Here is a 19,222-nt window from a genome sequence, read left to right on the forward strand (position 1 = left end):
TATAAAATCAATCATTCCAATGTGCATCAATAACTTTTTGAATATGCGGAAACTTCTCGCCATCTTCTTCATTTAATTCTAATCGCTTTGCCTTTAACTGCTCTTTCAAATTTGCTATGACAGATTTATATTTAGGATTATCATAGGCATTATTCATTTCTTGAGGATCATTCTTTAAATCATAAAACTCCCAAGCCACTGGCGTGTGCATGGTAAACCTATTACCCCAACTTTTCTTATTCCACTCAGCGTTCGGATCATCTGTATCTACCCAATATCTTCCATAGTAAAAAATTAATTTATACTCCTTGGTTCTAATTCCAAAGTGAGCTGGATTGGCATGAGCATGTGCCATGTGCATCCAATACCTATAGTAGGTTGATTGTTGCCAACCTTCTGGCTCTTCACCCGTTTGCAAAATATGTTTAAAACTGTGCCCCTGCATTTGTTCTGGTGCGGTTCCTCCTGCTAATTCAATTAAAGTAGGTGCAAAATCTGTATTATTTATAATGGCATCGGTTCTAGTTCCTGCTTTAATGGATTTTGGATATCTTACAAAAAATGGCATACGCATAGATTCATCATACATCCATCGTTTATCTATATAATCATGTTCTCCTAACATAAAACCCTGATCGCCAGTATAAACAATAATAGTGTTGTCATATAACCCTTCCTCCTTTAAATACTTCACTAATCTAGCAACGTTGTCATCTACACCTTTTACACATCTTAAGTAACGCTTTAAATATTCCTGATAAGTCTTACTAGTATAAGCATTTCCTTCTAAATGATCTGCTTGCGTAATATCAAAATCTGGATTATTGTGCTTAATATAATTATCACTCCAAAGACGCATACCCATATGACGAATAGTATTACGTTTTGACACAGAGGAACCAATATCATGAATTAAAGAATCGTTTTTTCCTCTGGTGGCCACAGAACCATTATTCGCATTATAATACAAACTGGCTGGTTCAGGAATAAACGTATCTTCTAAATACTCTTTGTATCGCGGGGCATATTCAAAGTCGTCATGTGGTGCTTTAAATTGATGTACTAGGAAGAAGGGCTTGTCTTTATCTCTTTTGTTTTTTAACCACTCCAATGTAATATCAGTAATAACGTCTGAACTATGCCCTTTGTATTGTTTTCCTTCATAACCAGGGAGTTCTGCAAATGGTTTGTATGGTACTCCACTTTCTGTCAAAATTGGATCAAAATATGAACCCTGCTGATGGTGTTGTGAAAATATATTATAATAATCAAAATTAGGTTGATGTGTTAAATGCCATTTCCCTACAAGAGCAGTTTGGTATCCCAATTTTTTCATCTCCATAGGTAAATATTGTCTATTCGTTTCTACTTCACCCTCTAGGTCTAATACGCCATTAGCCTGACTATATTGACCAGATATAATAGAAGCTCTACTTGGAGTACAAATAGAATTCGTTACAAAACAATTGTCAAAAATCAAGCCTTCTTTCGCTATTTGATCTAAAGTTGGCGTTGGATTCAGTCCTGCTAAACGACTTCCATAAATACCAAATGCCTGCGTGGTATGGTCATCAGACATGATAAAAATAACATTAGGCTGCTTTGATTGTTTTTGAGCATTTTGAGCACAGGATAACATTGATAAACCTGTAAAAAAAACAGCTGCGAAATATAATAATTTGTGGGTCATAAATAATTTAATTTAGAAACTATAAATATCGGAAAAACTCATAAGCTATAAGGACAAGATATGGTTTTAAACACACATGTATTGTTCAAATCAAGTAAGTTTTAGCCTGATTTTAAAATAAAATATAAAATAAACCTTTTTAAATTTTAATAATTGAAGCTACATAATAATAAATACATCATTCTAAAACATAAAAGTATCAACTCTAATTTTGCTTTAAACTACTTTGAATCATACTTAACACAAACAGCCTCTATTTCGCAAAATTTAAAGCTATGTTTATAGTTTAGTGGTTAGCTATTGAAACAAAATTATCTTTTATTACATTAGCTAAATATTTGTGGTGTTAATTTAAACATATGTCATACGGCATATGTTTAATAATTATGATTTTTATAAACTAAAAACAGATCTTAACTATAATAACAGAAAAAAGAATGACTAAATACTATTTACTTTTTATTATACTAACATTATATGCTTGTCAGTCAAAAAACAAAGAAAACAAAACTCCTAATAAACCCAATATTGTTTTCATTTTCACAGATGATCAAACCTACTCCTCCATTCATGCATTAGGTAATAATGAAATAATTACCCCGACTTTAGATAAACTGGTTGCAGAGGGCACCACCTTTACCCATGCCTATAATATGGGTTCATGGAGTGGAGCGGTTTGTGCAGCTTCTAGAGCAATGCTCAATTCAGGACGTTTTGTTTGGAGAGCAAATGCATTTAGAAAAAATTGGATAAAAAATGACTCTATTAACAAATCATGGGGTAAACTTTTAGAAAACGTGGGCTATGATACTTACATGACAGGAAAATGGCATGTAGATGCTCCCGCCAATAAAATGTATCAGCATGTAACCCATGTAAGACCTGGTATGCCTGGTGATGCGTGGGATCATGAAACCATGGTTAAAAAGTTTGATTCTATTTCAAAAATACCAAATGCAAATCCAGAAAAAATTATGCCAAATGGCTATAACAGACCGCAGGGTGTAAATGATATTTCTTGGTCACCAACAGACACCTCAAAAGGCGGCTTTTGGGAAGGCGGCAAACATTGGAGTGAAGTATTAAAAGATGACGCCATTGGTTTTATTAATCAAGCAAAAACAAAAGACAAGCCTTTCTTTATGTACCTTGCATTTAACGCGCCTCATGACCCAAGACAGGCTCCTAAAGAATTCGTAGATATGTATCCACTAAAAAATATTTCGGTTCCTAAAAGCTATTTACCGGAGTATCCTTATAGGCATGACATTGCCAATGGTGATGATTTAAGAGATGAAGCCTTAGCGCCATTCCCTAGAACTGAATATGCTATAAAAGTACACAAACAAGAATATTATGCTAGCATCTCACATTTAGACACCCAAATAGGTTTAATATTGGAAGCTTTGAAAAAATCAGGAAAAATAGACAACACCTACATATTCTTAACAGCAGATCATGGGTTGGCAATGGGAAGGCACGGCTTATTAGGTAAACAGAATTTATTTGATCATAGTATAAGGCCACCAATGATTATTCTAGGTCCTAATATTCCAAAAAACCAAAAAGTTCATGCCGATGTATATTTACAAGATATCATGGCTACTTCTTTGGAAATTGCGGGGGCAGAAAAACCGAAGTATGTTGAGTTTAATAGCTTTTTAGATTTAGCTACAAAGAAGAGAAGCAAAAGTCATTATAATGCCATTTATGGTGCTTATTTGGATGTGCAACGTATGATTAGAAAAAATGGTTATAAATTACTGGTTTATCCTGAAGCCAATAAAATACTGCTATTCGATTTAAAAAATGATCCTGAGGAAATGCATGATCTTTCCGAAAATCCAGAACAGAAAGAACGTATAAATGCTCTATTGAAAGATTTATTAAAACTTCAAAAGGAAATGGACGATCCTTTAGACCTTTCATCTCAGTTTAATTTACTGTAAACATGATAAATCTATTTTAAATACTTTTAAATACTTTTGGATGAAGAACACCTTTTTATTCCTATTTATTCTAATAACAATAGGTTCATTCTCGCAACAAAATGATTGGGAAAACCCTCTTGTCAACTATATTAACAAATTACCTGCTCATGCTACATTTTATAATTTTGATAATGAAGTACAAGCGCTCTTAGGAGATAGAACAAAATCATCTTACTATAAATCATTAAATGGCAACTGGAAATTTAAGTGGGTAGCTACACCCAATGATGCTTCAAATAATTTTCAAAACTTAGATTTTAAAAGTAAAGACTGGGATACCATTGCAGTGCCCGGTAATTGGGAAATGAAAGGATATGGTATACCTATTTATACAAACTCAACTTACCCTTTTTTTAGTGACTTCCCCTATATCAATAAACATGATAATCCTGTAGGACACTACATAACAACGTTTTCAATTAATGAAAACTGGACTGATAAAGATGTTATTCTACACTTTGGTGGGGTCTCATCAGCTTTCTATGTATGGGTAAATGGGAAGTTTGTTGGATATAGTGAAGATACACGGTTACCCTCTGAATTTGACATCACAAAACATTTAAAGGAAGGAGAAAATAAGCTAGCAGTAAAAGTATATCGTTGGGCTGATGGTAGTTATTTAGAAGCGCAAGATCATTGGCGTATGAGTGGTATAGAACGGGAAGTTTATTTGCATGCCATGCCTAAAATAAGATTGGCTGATTTTACGATAAGAACAGATTTTGATGATACCTACCAGGATGCCCTTTTGCAAATACGCCCTAATTTTGTTTTGAATGTTAATGATAAATACATTGAAAAAGTGGGTCACTTTGGAGATGCACCATTACATACCATTGCTGATAACTGGTCTCTAACTACCAAATTATTTGACGCTCAAGGCAATATGGCAGCCGAATCAAATACAACTAAATTAAGCAAAATACTCGGAGAGTCTTATCCCCAAAGAGATAATGTTTACTTTGGGCTTATTGAAACAAAAGTAAAGACTCCGAAACAATGGTCTTCAGACTCACCTTATCTTTATACGCTTTTATTTGAAGTTAAGGACGAAACAGGAAACATAGTTCAAACCACGAGTACCAAGGTAGGTTTCAGAGAGCTCAAAATAGATGACCGTGGACGTTTTTTAGTGAATGGAAACTCGGTTAAAATGATTGGGGTTAATCGCCACGATCATGACCATATCCATGGTAAAACAGTAACAAGAGAAGATATAGAAACAGACGTTAAACTGTTAAAGAGGTTTAATTTTAATGCTGTTAGAACCTCGCACTACCCGAATGATCCTTATTTCTACGATTTATGTGACCAATATGGCATATACGTAATGGATGAAGCCAACTTGGAAACGCATGGAACAAGAGGTAAATTATCCAATGTTCCAGAATGGGGAAGTGCTTTTTTAGAGCGCGCCATAAGAATGGTTCAGCGTGACAAGAACCATCCAAGCATTGTAATATGGAGTTTAGGCAATGAATCTGGTACTGGCCCAAATCATGCTGCTATGGCAGGTTGGATTAAAGACTTTGATCCAACAAGATATATTCATTATGAAGGTGCCCAAGGTGACCCTACATCTTCAAATTACAAAAAAGCTTACTATAGCCATGGTAAAGGCAACCCTACAGACCCTAAATGGGTGGATATGCTAAGTAGAATGTATCCTCAGTCATGGGAATTACAAAGTCTTATCGATCATACAAATCCTATTGACAATCGCCCTGTAATCATGTGTGAGTATGCACATTCTATGGGAAACTCAACTGGAAACATGAAAGAGTATTGGGATGTTATTTATAAAAATGATAGAGCCATTGGTGGTTATATTTGGGATTGGATTGATCAAGGTATTTTGAAAAAAGATGAAAATGGAAATGAATTTTTGGCCTATGGTGGCGATTTTGGAGACAAACCTAACTCTGGAAGTTTTTGCTTAAATGGTATTATTGCTTCTGACAGAACCCCTAAACCAGCCACTTACGAGTGTAAAAAAGTTAATCAACCTGCACGAATAACTGCTATTGATGCAAAAAAAGGGTTATTTAAAATATTAAATCGTCATCATGCCATAGATTTGTCAACTTACAGCATAGAATGGGAAATAACCCAGAATGGTAATATTATTGATTTTGGTCAAATAAATGATTTAAAAACAAAACCCTACCAAACGGATGACCTAAATATAAACTTTAAATCACCCAAGTTGAAGTCGGGTTCAGAATACTTTATCAATATTTATGGTAAATTAAAATATGAAACCCAATGGGCGCAAAAAGGTTTTCTTGTTTTTAAAGAGCAGTTTAAACTAGATTATGAAATTGCAGACATTAAGTCTTTATCTGTTAAAGGTAGCCTAACAATTTCTGAAAATGACACAACATTTAACATTTTTGGAAAACAATCAACTGTGGTAATTAACAAGCAATTAGGGCTCATTTCCTCTTTTAAATATCTTGATGAAGATTATTTAAAATCACCTATAAAGCTTAATTTTTGGAGAGCACAAACAGAGAACGATGAAGCCTATAGAAAAGCAAAAAAACTAGACTCTGAGGTTGAATGGATGAATGCAGGAAGATCATTTAAGCCCTCAAAAATTAATGTTATTTCAAACAAAAATGGTAAGGCTGTAATAAGCGTTCAAGGTATAATCGAGCAACCAAAAACTAATGTAACTTTAACCTACACCATATTATATTCAGGCGAAATTCGAGTAGACTATACCATTCAAACGGATAAAAATGTTCCAAATATTCCTAGAATAGGTATGGCATTTGATATAAACAAGACCTATAACGATGTGACTTATTTTGGTAGAGGACCTCACCCTAACTATGCTGACCGTAACTATGCGTCTCATATCGGATTGTACAAATCTAAGGCATCAACTATGAATTACATGTATGCTTATCCAGAAGAATATGGAAACAGAACGGATATTAGATGGTTTAAGTTAGAAAACAATGGCAAAGGAGGTATTATGGTCAAAGGAAGCCAAGAGCTTAACTTTAGTATAATTCCTTATAGCCTTGAAAATCTTCAAAAGGCTAAACATACAAATGAATTAATAGAAAGAGACATTTATACCGTTAATATTGATTTAAGGCAACAAGGGGTTGGTGGTGATGATACTTGGTCAAAAAGAGCTCAAGCTCATGAAAACTATCTTATACCACCTGACAAGTATAATTACTCCTTCTATATTGTACCTTTCAAATCTAGAATTAAACCTGAATTTGTGAAATTCTAATAATTTCATTTCGCATATTTAAAATACTGCTATGATACATCCTATCCAAAGTTTTAAACTCAAGCTGCTAGCTACGTTAGTGACTTACTTCTGTTTAAATTTTGGCTTTTCTCAAAACAACGTACATTTTGAACATATAACAACTAATAACGGTCTGTCTCAAAGTGATGTTAATAGTATTTATCAAGATAATAAGGGATTTTTATGGTTTGGTACACATGAAGGTTTAAATAAATTTGATGGCTACAATTTCAAGGTGTACACACCAAACTCCCAAACTCATGATTATGAAGGTATAAGTAGCAGCTTAATATTTGCAATTACAGGAGATGATGATGATAATCTTTGGGTAGGTACTACTGGTGATGGACTAAATTACTTCGATACCTCTGTTGAACGTTTTAAGGTTTTCAAACATGAAGATAAAAATCCAAATAGTTTAATTAGTAATCATATTAGTTCCCTTTTCAGAGACTCCAGCAATAAGCTTTGGATTGGTACTTTTAATGGACTTGATATGATTGACCTAAATAAAGGATTAGACTCCATCCATTTCAATCATTTTAACTTTGATGGCGGTAATTTTGTATCCAACTTTGAAAATAAAACGATCTATTCAATCTTTGAAGATAAGCATGGACAAATTTGGGTGGGAGGAGCTAGAGGACTTTATAAATTGTCTCGGGACTCTAGCGGTGAACTCTATCTTAGATTTATCAATGAATTGATAAATCTCCCCTATACGTCGGTACGATGTATTGCAGAAGATCAGTTTGGGAGATTATTAATTGGTACTGTTGGTGGTTTATATGTATTAAAAAATGAAGGTGACTCTTATTGGGCAGATTGGATTCATAAAGGGTTCTATAATGATATACTCGTAGAAAAAAACAATATTTGGGCTGGAACAAACAGTGGCTTAATAAGTTTCAAATATAGCGGTAATACCGGAAAAATTATTGTTTTTAAGCAATATAGCTATGACCCAATGAGTCCCATGAGTTTAAGCAAAAATATTGTAAAATCTCTTTATAAAGACAAAACTGGTATTATTTGGATTGGAACAAATGGTGGTGGAGTTAATAAGTTTGATCCTTACAGAAAGGATTTCAAGCATATTAAAAAAACCTTAAATTCCACAAGTTTAAGTTATGACAAAATACGATCTCTTTTTGAAGACAGTAACGGTACGTTATGGATAGGAACAGAGGGAGGAGGTTTGAATATGCTCTTAAAAGCGAATGAGGATGAATTGTACACTAGCTTTCAACATTTGTCATCCCCTCGCAAACCTTTCACTATCTATGAAGTAAAACGTGGAGATCGCAAAATATTGTTGATTGGAACTGAAGGGGCTCCTAAATTACTAGAAATTGACATTACCAACCCTCGCCCCCTTTCAAATAAGGATGTTAAAAAATACGAAGACGTCTCTGGAAGCGTTTTTGCCTTATTAGAAGATAAACATAAAAATTTGTGGATTGGAACTTACAATGCAGGAATCAATAGGTGGTTATATGATTCAGAAACCAATAGTTTCAAAAAAGATATTCTCTTTGCCGATAAAAATGACCCGCATAGTTTATCAAGTAATATTATAAGAAACATCCTTGAAGATCATTCAGGAAACCTTTGGTTTGCAACTGGTAATGGTTTATGCAAACTAACTCCAAACGAAGCTCTTAAAGATAAACCAAAGTTTGAAGTTTTTCAAAATGATCCTAAAAATAATAGGTCCATAAGTCATAATTATATTTTAGAGTTATTTGAAAGTTCCAAGAATGAGCTTTGGATTGGAACATTTGGAGGTGGATTGAATAAGTTTATCCCATCTAAAAACAAATTAAAAGGAGAGTTCGTTTCTTATCTTATGAAAGATGGTTTACCTAACAATGTAATCAAAGGAATTCTAGAAGATGACCAAGGATTTTTGTGGCTCTCAACAAATAAAGGCCTATCAAAGTTTGACCCTAAAAAGGTATCTTTTAAGAATTATGACATGAATGATGGGTTGCAAAATAATGAGTTTCAAGAATTAGCCAGACTGAAAAGGAGAAATGGTGAGATGCTTTTTGGGGGTATAAACGGATTCAATGCTTTTTTTCCCGAAAACATAAAGGACAATCATGTTGAAGCTGAAACGGTTATTACCAAATTATCTGTTTCTAATCAGGTCGTAAATATTGGAGATCAAGTTAACGGAAGGGTTATCTTAGAACAAAGTATTAATCAGACAGACAAAATAACTTTGAAACATAATGAGAATAATCTTTCTTTTGAATTTGGTGCTCTTCATTATGCTTCTCCAGATAAGAATAAGTTTGCCTACATACTTGAGGGTTTTGATGAAGACTGGGTCTATACCACTTCAAGCAAACGCTTTGCAACGTATACTAATCTATCACCAGGCACCTATACCTTAAAGGTAAAAGCCTCCAATAACGATGGTATTTGGGATAAAACTCCTTCCGAAATAAAAATTGAGATTATACCTCCATTTTGGCGTACTACATGGGCCTATCTAATATATTATGTCCTAATAATTGGATTACTATTATTATTTAGACGGTATACGGTTATAAGTACAACTAAAAAACATCAACTTGAACTAGAACATTTTGAAAAAGAAAAAAGTGAAGAACTTCAAAAAATAAAGTTGGAATTCTTTACCAATATTTCTCATGAGTTAAGAACACCCCTTACTCTTATAAAGGGCCCCTTGAAATATCTCCAAAAAAATGGCGATCAACTTAATAGGAAAGTACTTCAAGAACAGTACACTTTGATGCAAAAAAACTGTGACTATCTATTACGTTTAGTAAATCAGTTACTTGACTTTAGAAAAATAAATCAAGGAAAAATGAGATTAGTTATGCGCAAAGGAAATATTGTTGAATTTATAAAAGAAGTATGTGAACCTTTTCAATTCTTATCGCTGAAAAATCATGTTAACTTCCAATTTAAAACCAGAAATCCAAAAATCATAGCGTGGTTTGATCATGACGTAATTGAGAAAATCCTAAATAACCTATTATCAAATGCATTTAACTATACTCCCGATAATGGAGAAATAAGGGTTGAAATTAATACCATTAAAGAAACCGTAAATTCTAATCTAGGGAAAAGAAATTTAAACTTTGTTGAAATACAAGTTATTGATTCTGGTTTAGGTATAGAAAGTAACCGCTTGGAAAACATATTTGAACGATTTTACACAGAAAATAACCAGGCTAGAAATCACAGTAAAGGTGTTGGTATTGGTCTTGCATTTGTCAAAGACATCGTAGAACTTCATCAAGGAAAAATACATGTAATAAGTGAAATAAACAAAGGTAGTACTTTTACTGTTCATTTGCCTATAGAAAAGGAAGCCTACGAAGGAATTCCAGAGATAATATGTAAAGATGTTTCTGATAGTGATTTTAAACTAAGAACTTCAGAAACAGACTCAATGGCAATTAGTATGAATGACGATATTGTTGATCAAGACATTGATAAGTCTAGAGCTCAAAAGCCTGTTTTGCTTGTTGTTGATGACAATGAAGATATTAGGTCTTTTCTAAAGCAAGCCTTGTATAATAAATATATTGTCTATGAAGCCGAAAATGGCAAAGTTGGTCTTGAGCTTGCTGGAAAAATTATACCAAATGTCATTTTAACAGATATTTTAATGCCTGAAATGGACGGAATTGAATTTTGTAAACATGTTAAAAACCACAAAGAAACGAGTCATATCCCAGTAATAATACTTACCGCAAAACTCTCACAAGAAGATGAAATAGAGGGTCTAAAAACAGGGGCCGATGATTACATAAGAAAACCTTTTGATATTGAACTCTTAGAACTAAAGCTTAAAAACATTGTTAATCATAGAAATAAATTAAGAAACAAATTCAATTCAGAAATCACGTTCAAACCAAAAGATGTGACCGTAACTACCCAAGACGAACAGTTCTTACAACAAGCCATAGAAATTGTTGAAAAACATATGATGAACACCGATTTCAATGTTGAGATGCTTGTAAAAGAAATGGGATTGAGTAGAAGTAATCTCTATTTAAAGTTCAAAGAGATTACAGGGTTATCCTCTAGTGAGTTTATTAGAAATATAAGACTCAAAAGGGCTGTACAGCTTTTTCAAGCAAGTGATTATTCGGTAAAGGAAATTATGTATATGACAGGTTTTAATACAGCGTCTTATTTTGCGAAATGTTTTAAGAAACAGTTTGGAGTTATCCCAAGTGATTATGTAAGAAAAATAGCCAAAGAAAAAGCTTCTAACTCCTAAAACTACTCCCTATAAATAAACTTAAACTTGAGTGATTAACAAGAAAAAATAAAACAAACTGAAAGTATCTAACAGGTATTAGTATAAACATCAAACAGTAGAACTTTAAACACCTACTTAAAATTTAATCTTATTATGTAGTTTTAATCTTTATATATAAAGTACTTCATTTGATTGTAAGTATTTAGATTAAGTCAACTATACGCTTTAAATTTTATAATTTAATTAAGACGAGTAATAAGAAATAAAAGATTGACTTGTTACCGTAATTATTATTTTATAAATTACTATCCATTTAATACAACTGTCATATCATTTACATACTTAATTTCACTTACATCTTAAATGAGGTACTTTATCTATTGTCTTTTTATTGCATGTTTGCTTTTTGGTTGCAAAAAACAGAGTAATGAGGTTTATATTTTTAAAGTAAGTTTGTTAGTTAATGACAGTCATACAGATTATGCGGCTTTTGAGTATTTTAATACAATTTTAAAAGAACGATCAAATAACCGATTGGCGCTTGAAATATACCATTCGGAACAACTAGCCAAAGAAATTGAAGCCATAAGACTTATTCAAGCCGAAGTCATTGATATGACCATAACAGGTTCCTTACTTAATAATTGGTTTGAAACGGCAGCTTTTTGCGAGTTACCTTTTTTCTTCAAAGATACGGTTGAAGTGAAACAATTTATAAAAGGAGATATTGGCCAACTCGTTGAACAGGAAATGATTGAAAAAACTGCCTTAAGACCACTGTGTTATTTTCTTAGAGGCCCTAGACAATTAACCTCCAATAAACCCATAAAAGATCCTGATGATTTAAATGGTTTAATTGTTAGAGTACCTAATGTACCTTCCTTTGTAACCACTTGGGATGCGCTTGGCGCAAAATCAACCCCAATGGCTTTTTCTGAAGTATTTACATCCTTGCAATCAGGAACTGTTGACGCTCAGGAAAACTCACTTGCGTTAATTAAAAATGCAGGATTTTATGAAGTTCAGAAATATGTTAACATGACCAATCATGTATTGAGTTGGGGCTATCCTGTCATTGGTGAAAAGCAATTTCAAAAATTACCATCAGAATTGCAGTCCATTTTAATAGAAGCAGCTAAAGACATGCAAGTGTTTGAGCACCAGTTATTCTTAAACCATGAAAAAAACATTCGAAAAGAGTTAGAAAATAAAGGTATGCAGTTCATTAGTGTTAATCACGAAGCTTTCAGTAAAAAATGTGAACAGGCTATTTTTGAAAGCTTATCTTTTGAATTACAAAGCATATATAAAACCTTAAAATCTAAAAAACATCTTGAATAAAATCGTCGGTAAACTATTAAAAACAGGTACATTACTTGCTATTACATTGTTAATAGCAACTGTTCTTTTACAAATTTTTGCCCGCTTTTTTTTATCGAGCGCACCACCCTGGACCGAAGAAGTTTCTAGATTATTTTTTATTTATGCGGTGACTTTTGCTGCGGCTTTAGCGTTTAAATCTAACTATTTCATTTATGTGGATATGCTCTATAATAAGGTTAATAATACAGTAAAACGTATTCTTAATCTTATCGTGTATTTGGTTACATTGTTGCTATTTATGGTTTTAAGTGTTACAGCTATAGGGTTTGTAAAAATGGGAATTGCAGAACAATCACCCAGCCTAGGCGTAAACATGGGTATTGCTTTTTCAAGCATTTTTCTATTAGCTGTTTTTATGTGCTACTATTTAGTACAAAAACTAATGAAATTTAAATAGAGTATTTATGATTTTATTACTATTTGGTGTTTTTCTTATTTGCTTAATCCTGAGGTTTCCAATTGCTTTTTCTATAGGCTTATCGTGCTTAGTGTATTTAGTTTTTAATGGTACACCACTTATTGTTATTCCAATGAAACTTTACTCTGGTATAGATGTTTTTGTACTACTGAGTGTTCCTGGTTTTATAATAGCGGGCAACCTGATGAATCACGGTGGCCTTACCGATAAAATTATTACGTTTTGCAACCATCTTTTAGGACATATTACGGGAGGGTTATCATTGGTAAATATTGGAGCTTCTATGCTTTTTGCTGGGATTTCTGGCACTGCAATATCAGATACTGCAAGTATGGGATCTGTTATGATACCTGCCATGAAAAAAGAAGGTTATGACACAGGATTTGCTTGTGCCGTCACAGCTTCCTCTTCAACTATGGGGCCCATTATACCTCCTAGCATCCCTATGATTATTGCAGCAACATTAAGCGGACTTTCAGTAGGTAGATTATTTTTAGCGGGTGCTATACCTGGGTTTTTACTAGGGCTTGGAATTATGATTGTGGCTTATATTATCTCGAAGAAAAGAAATTATCCTAAACACCCTAAAAGTAGTCTACAAATGATTTGGTTAAGTTTTAAAAATACGTTTTGGTCACTTTTAATGACCTTTATCATCATTTTTGGAATTGTGGGCGGTGTTTTTACGCCTACCGAAGCGTCTATTGTAGCTGTGGTTTATGCTTTAATCATTGGCATTTTTATTTACAAAAAACTGAATCTAAAGAAAATTCAAGTGATTTTTATAGATTCAATGAAAACCTCGGCTTCATTGATGGTTTTAATTGGGTTTGCTAACTTATTTGGTTGGATTTTAATCACTGAGCATGTTCCGCAGTTAATTTCTTCTGAAATTTTGGGTATTTCTACCAATAAGTATTTTGTTTTATTGATGGTTAATATCCTTCTCATATTTGTAGGCACTTTTATGGAGACGATTGCTGCCTTACTTATCTTATTCCCTATTTTACTAAAACTCGCTATTTCTGTTGATATTGATCCTATTCATTTTTCTGTTATCGCTGTTCTTAATTTAATTATAGGTTTAACCACACCTCCTTTAGGCATTTGCTTATTTGTAGCTTCTAGCATTGGTAAAATTTCTATTGGAAAAGTAAGCAAAGCAGGCCTACCCTTTTTATTAGTAAGCCTGTTAGTATTAACGTTGGTTACGCTGTTTCCAAGTCTTTCGTTAGAACTTCCTAAACTATTAATGGACTAGAATTTAAAACCATTCGCTGAGTATAAAGCTATTTAACCACACTGCTTTTCCGTCTTCACTTTTAAATACAATTTGTATAGGGTTTACACCATCTGATTCTATATAAATATCTGTATTACCAAACGGTTTTGTCTGCATATCCTTACCATCTGTTACTACTATTTTAGAAATAACCTCAGCTCCCTTTGCGTCATGTATTTCTGCTGAAATATGTTTTGCGGCTGGGATTTGGTAAATTTTATAAGTTGCCATTTTTTCTTGATTAGGATCCATACTGTCAGTATTCGTTCTTGGCGCATGATGAAAAGTGGTTAACTTATAGCGCCCCTTTTTTAAACCTTTAAACTCAAGATTTAATCCATTTTTTGATGTGCCTAAAATGCCTTCACCATGAGCAAACCCATATTTACCAATAACATTTATTTCTCCTAACCACCTTGTGTTCTCTGGACTGTCAACACTTTCAATACGTGAAGTAAAACCTCCTAATTGCGTAAAAGATTTTTCTGCATTTTTCATGTCTTCACTACTCCAAGGTATCCAATCAAATTGTACTAACTGTTCAGTTTCTCCTAGATCGACTTTTACACTTTCAAAATCATGAATTGGTTCTATCTGAGAACAATCAAAATGAGCCGCTTCTGAATTTATAATAGCACTACCCGATTTTAGTCCTTTTGCTTTAGCCGTAACCGTAATTTTACTTGGCCTAGTACCTGATTGGATTAATGCAGGCGCCACCCCGTAAGTAGTACCAAATGGGTTTGCCCCAATGGCTTTATCTTCTCCAACAATATGGGCATCCCCAGATACCGAAAAGGTAATAGCTCTATCATCTTGAATTATGGTTCCATTTTTATCAACTACCTTGGCATAAGCCACTACAATATCAGAACCATCTGCGACAAAGCTTCTTCCTTCTGTATCTAACTCTAAAACAATTTTATAAGCGTCTTCTGGAGTTTTTACTACATCTTTAGACACCACTTTGCCCTCTACCAAACCATGGGCAACAAGTTCTCCTTCATTATAATTCTGGATCTTAAAGATAAACGGTGCATGTTTTAAATATTTATAATCATCCTGCTTAGACGGATGCTGCACCCCCAAGGATGATCCATTTAAAAATAATTCTACTTTGGATGCATTACTATACACAACAACATCTTCAACGTCTGCTTTCCACTCCGTTTCTATATGTGTATAAGGTACTTGAGTAAGTTCTGCTTTATACCACATAAGCCCAGGTCTAGGATATCTAAATACGGTCATAAGTCCACTTCTACTTCTATCTTTAGGATTATCACTAGGATGAAAGGTATAATACGCATGTGCGGTCCATGATATAAGTCCCAACTTCATAGGGTCATCTAAATAATGATTCACCGCAGCTGGACCTCTCCCCCCTTCCATGGCTAACATAGGTTCATCTTGACTCCAGTAATAAGGACCATAAACCATTTGTCCGTAAATATCTGTTAACCCAGACGTTTGCCAACCCGTCCATCTACTACTTTGTGATGCCGTAAAACGCACAGGATCTTCTTGTTTTATCACATTATGCGCTCTAGGCACATATCCTCTATGATTAATACCCGCACCCCAAATAATTACGGAAGGATGATTTCTATGGTTTCTAACCATAGTCCTTGCTGCTTTTTCATAATTTTCAAACCAAGCCTCATTTCCAATAGACATCCAAGTTGGAGCTTCTTCATATACTAAAATACCAAGTTCATCACACGCCTCTATCACCGCATTATCATGCGGATAATGCGCAGTTCTTAAGACATTCATACCCAATTTTTTTATTTGCAACACATCTTTATAATGTAATGTATTAGGCATAGCATCACCAATAAATCCATAATGCTGATGTCTGTTTGTCCCAATAAGTTTTACAGGCTTTCCGTTTAATAATAAACCTTCAGAATGGGTAATTTCAATCTTTCTGAATCCCATTTTACATTCAATCTCATCTACTTTTTCTTGCAATTCATAAACGGTTGTATTCACACGATATAAATTCGGGGTATCAATAGACCACAGTTTTAAGTTATCTTCTATACTTCCTATTTGATTAAATACTTGTTTGCTATTGGCGTCTATAGATTTAGTTTGCGATAGTTTTAAAACTACGATATTCTTATCATCCACTAATCTATTAATAACAGTTACCGTCTTTGCTTCATCGGTTTCATTTTTAACTTCTGTTTTTATATTTACGGTGCCATTCATATTAACAGGATCAACCGTTGGTGTGGTAATATACTGTCCTGAAGTTTCTGACTCCCAATTAAAAGAAATATAAGTAGCATTCGTTTCAACCAAATACACATCTCGGTATAAGCCCCCAAACTTAATATAATCCATGGGACCTGGATCTGGCGGAACATCTTCACGTCTTCTATTATCTGCTAAAACAGTAACCAAATTCTTCTCACCATAGCTTACAAAAGATGAAATATCAAAATGAAAAGGTGTATAACCGCCAACAGCATGTTGCCCCACATGTTTGCCATTTACCCAAACATCGGTTACTTGATGTACGCCTTCAAACTCTAAAAACACTTTCTTTGTTTTATCCTTTGTTACTTCAATATCTCTTCTATACCACCCCACATTACGCATAAACGTTTTTTGATATTTGTCATCAGTATAACCATTAAGATCCATAGAGGTTAACTCAAGAGAATGTGGTACGTGAACGACCTCCCATTTAGAATCATCATAATCTGTATTATAAAATTGTGCATTAGGGTCTCCAAGATGAAATCGCCATCCTTGATTGATGTTGGTTTTTTGTCTGACACTTTCATTTGAATTCTGTGCCAATACAAACGTTGAAAAACACAGTACGCTTAGAATGAGTTTTAATTTAATCTTCATTAAGTTTTAGTTTAAAAATATGCCTATTAGTTTGTTTTAAAATTAAGCTTCTTGATTGGTTAAGAACATGACGTTTGTTTTATACTATATAACATATGTTCATTTAAAAAAAGGGCTGCTACTTAACTTTCCGTTAAATACGTTTCGAAAAATTTTGATTACCTTTAATTAATATAACTTTGGGTGTCTACATAAACAAATTTAAAAGGTTTATCAATGTGGCATTGTATGTATTTTTAAAAGACTTTTTATATAAAAAAATGATAACAACTAACAGATAAATCTCACAAAATTAGTTTTGTATATCCTTTAAATTTATCTTTGTTTTACACTCAAACCATTTTCGCTATTCAGAATTAAATTTATAAACATACTTATATAAAAACTTACAAAAACATGACTAAAACATTACCTGTATTTTCAATGCAATTAAACACAATAAAAGTTGCTTTATTCAGCCTTATTATTTCACTATCAAGTTGTTCAGGGCTCAAAGTTTTAAACACTTATACGGCAGATCATGTGGCAACCATAAAAGACCAAAAAGTTTTAGTTATTGCAAGAATGAAAAAGCAAAATGTTAGAGAATCTGTTGAACGTGAAATGACCAAACAATTACTTTCTAGTCATTTAAAAGCTTCTGAAAGTTATAAAGTGTTTCCTAAGCTAAAAACGAACGAAACCTTATCAAAAGAAGATCTTGAAAAATTCAAATTACAGCTTAAAGAACAGGGATTTGATGCTGTATGTATTAGCTCTGTAATTGGTGTTGAACGCTTGTCTAAAACTAATGTTTCGGGCGGGTATGAAGCTGGTGCTGATTTAGGGTCTTACTACGGAATGAACACAATTGGTTTTTTTGGATATTACACAAGCCCGGTACCGACTCCTACTTTTAAAGGTGTATATGAACCTGTAGAATTAATGACTGAAACAGCTCAAATTTATGTTCTAGAAACGGCTGTTTATAATCTTGATTTACCTGAAAACAAACAAATGATAGCTTCAGTAACATCAAAAATTGAAAATGTAGAAACTGCTGGAAACATTGCGAAAAAATATGCTAAAGCGGTAGTTAAAAGTTTAAAAAAATAACTAAAATTCTTTTCGCCATGCCTAACAAATGCATTCTAACTACAATAGCCCTAACGTTGACCCTCAGTCTGTTTTCTCAAGAAAATACAGACGTTAAAAAATATAAAAATGAAATTGGTATTGTATTTACTGATCTGGCGAACGGTACAGGATTATTGAGGTACGAACGCCTTTTAAACAACCATTTCTCTGTGGCTTTAAGTGCTGGTTATAAAACGGAAAATGGTTTAATAAGCTTTAGAGGTATTGACGCTAATAGTATTAAAACGAATGATTTTAATTATTTTGGATACAAACTTATACCTGAAGTAAGGTATTATTTTAAAAATACTATGATTGGCAGTATGGATGGTTTTTACGTAGGTGCTTATGTTAAATATTCTGATTTTAAGTCTGATTTAAATGGTACGTATGTTAGTGAAGATAACACAAATTATGATGTAGAATATGATGCCGATTTTAAGGTTACATCTATTGGGCTAATGGCTGGTTATAAACTTCGACTATCTAAACGGTTTTTTATAGACTTTTTAATTGCTGGCCCTGGCGGCGGACATTACAATTTTAAATTAGTACAAAAAAAATCACTACCAACTGAGTTTTATGAAAAGCTTAATAATGCCTTAAGTGAATATGGTATTTTTGATTTTATTAACTCCGATTTTGAATTTAAGGACGTTGATTTAAGATCAAAATTTAGCACTATATCATTTAGATATGGTATAACTGTTGGCTACTCTTTTTAATTTTAAACTCGCACTATATTGAGCTGTGAGCTAATTTTATTTTAATTAAAATTGATATTTGGTAAAAACGCTGTAACGCACAAAGAATATAGAATTACGAAACTAGTATAGTGTTATTTGAATAACATACATAAATTGTTTCTAATAAAACAATCACTTTTCTTACAAGTTGATTACTATTGTTTTTCCTTTTTTTTTTTGTAAATTGTTATAAACCAAAAACTTT

Annotated in this window: 10 protein-coding genes; 8 read left to right on the plus strand and 2 right to left on the minus strand. The window is 33.1% G+C overall.

Annotated features, from left to right (window positions below; translation table 11 throughout):
• Nucleotides 1-7: 7 nt before the first annotated feature.
• Nucleotides 8-1,690, minus strand: a complete 1,683-nt coding sequence (locus FGF67_RS02855; protein ID WP_139694959.1) for a sulfatase family protein — start codon at nt 1,688-1,690, stop codon at nt 8-10.
• Nucleotides 1,691-2,127: 437 nt separating this feature from the next.
• Here FGF67_RS02855 and FGF67_RS02860 point away from each other — a divergent pair, with 437 nt between their 5' ends.
• From FGF67_RS02860 to FGF67_RS02885, 6 genes are all read left to right on the plus strand, one after another.
• Nucleotides 2,128-3,639, plus strand: coding sequence for a sulfatase-like hydrolase/transferase (locus FGF67_RS02860; protein ID WP_139694960.1), 1,512 nt, complete (start codon nt 2,128-2,130; stop codon nt 3,637-3,639).
• A 40-nt stretch (nt 3,640-3,679) separates the two neighbouring features.
• On the plus strand, nt 3,680-6,934 hold the full coding sequence (locus tag FGF67_RS02865; RefSeq protein ID WP_139694961.1) for a glycoside hydrolase family 2 TIM barrel-domain containing protein: 3,255 nt from the start codon (nt 3,680-3,682) through the stop codon (nt 6,932-6,934).
• A gap of 31 nt (nt 6,935-6,965) precedes the next feature.
• Nucleotides 6,966-11,222 carry a hybrid sensor histidine kinase/response regulator transcription factor gene (locus FGF67_RS02870; RefSeq protein ID WP_139694962.1) on the plus strand — a complete coding sequence of 1,419 codons (4,257 nt, stop codon included), beginning with the start codon at nt 6,966-6,968 and terminating at the stop codon, nt 11,220-11,222.
• Between the two features lie 345 nt (nt 11,223-11,567).
• Complete coding sequence (locus tag FGF67_RS02875; protein ID WP_139694963.1) at nt 11,568-12,545, plus strand: TRAP transporter substrate-binding protein; 978 nt, start codon at nt 11,568-11,570, stop codon at nt 12,543-12,545.
• Nucleotides 12,538-12,984: a TRAP transporter small permease gene (locus FGF67_RS02880; protein WP_158293165.1), complete on the plus strand. Its 447-nt coding sequence runs from the start codon at nt 12,538-12,540 to the stop codon at nt 12,982-12,984. Before FGF67_RS02875 ends, FGF67_RS02880 begins: the two co-directional genes overlap by 8 nt.
• Before the next feature lie 7 nt (nt 12,985-12,991).
• Complete coding sequence (locus FGF67_RS02885; RefSeq protein ID WP_139694965.1) at nt 12,992-14,266, plus strand: TRAP transporter large permease; 1,275 nt, start codon at nt 12,992-12,994, stop codon at nt 14,264-14,266.
• Nucleotides 14,267-14,269: 3 nt separating this feature from the next.
• On the opposite strand, the gene FGF67_RS02890 is transcribed toward FGF67_RS02885, so the two are convergent.
• Nucleotides 14,270-17,155 (minus strand): glycoside hydrolase family 2 protein, encoded by a 2,886-nt coding sequence (locus FGF67_RS02890; RefSeq protein ID WP_139694966.1) that lies wholly within the window; start codon nt 17,153-17,155, stop codon nt 14,270-14,272.
• Nucleotides 17,156-17,551: 396 nt separating this feature from the next.
• Between FGF67_RS02890 and FGF67_RS02895 the strand changes: the two genes are divergently transcribed.
• Complete coding sequence (locus tag FGF67_RS02895) at nt 17,552-18,250, plus strand: hypothetical protein (protein ID WP_139694967.1); 699 nt, start codon at nt 17,552-17,554, stop codon at nt 18,248-18,250.
• Between the two features lie 17 nt (nt 18,251-18,267).
• Nucleotides 18,268-18,996, plus strand: coding sequence for a DUF3575 domain-containing protein (locus FGF67_RS02900; protein WP_139694968.1), 729 nt, complete (start codon nt 18,268-18,270; stop codon nt 18,994-18,996).
• The last annotated feature ends 226 nt before the right edge of the window (nt 18,997-19,222 follow it).

Source organism: Allotamlana fucoidanivorans (assembly GCF_006265225.1).
In the GTDB taxonomy this organism is placed as follows: domain Bacteria; phylum Bacteroidota; class Bacteroidia; order Flavobacteriales; family Flavobacteriaceae; genus Allotamlana; species Allotamlana fucoidanivorans.

Excerpts from the sequence above, each read along its gene's own strand:
- FGF67_RS02870 (WP_139694962.1), top strand. The coding sequence starts at position 6,966 with ATGATACATCCTATCCAAAGTTTTAAACTCAAGCTGCTAGCTACGTTA.
- FGF67_RS02890 (WP_139694966.1), bottom strand. The coding sequence starts at position 17,155 with ATGAAGATTAAATTAAAACTCATTCTAAGCGTACTGTGTTTTTCAACG.
- FGF67_RS02885 (WP_139694965.1), top strand. The coding sequence starts at position 12,992 with ATGATTTTATTACTATTTGGTGTTTTTCTTATTTGCTTAATCCTGAGG.
- FGF67_RS02895 (WP_139694967.1), top strand. The coding sequence starts at position 17,552 with ATGACTAAAACATTACCTGTATTTTCAATGCAATTAAACACAATAAAA.
- FGF67_RS02865 (WP_139694961.1), top strand. The coding sequence starts at position 3,680 with ATGAAGAACACCTTTTTATTCCTATTTATTCTAATAACAATAGGTTCA.
- FGF67_RS02900 (WP_139694968.1), top strand. The coding sequence starts at position 18,268 with ATGCCTAACAAATGCATTCTAACTACAATAGCCCTAACGTTGACCCTC.
- FGF67_RS02860 (WP_139694960.1), top strand. The coding sequence starts at position 2,128 with ATGACTAAATACTATTTACTTTTTATTATACTAACATTATATGCTTGT.
- FGF67_RS02875 (WP_139694963.1), top strand. The coding sequence starts at position 11,568 with ATGAGGTACTTTATCTATTGTCTTTTTATTGCATGTTTGCTTTTTGGT.
- FGF67_RS02855 (WP_139694959.1), bottom strand. The coding sequence starts at position 1,690 with ATGACCCACAAATTATTATATTTCGCAGCTGTTTTTTTTACAGGTTTA.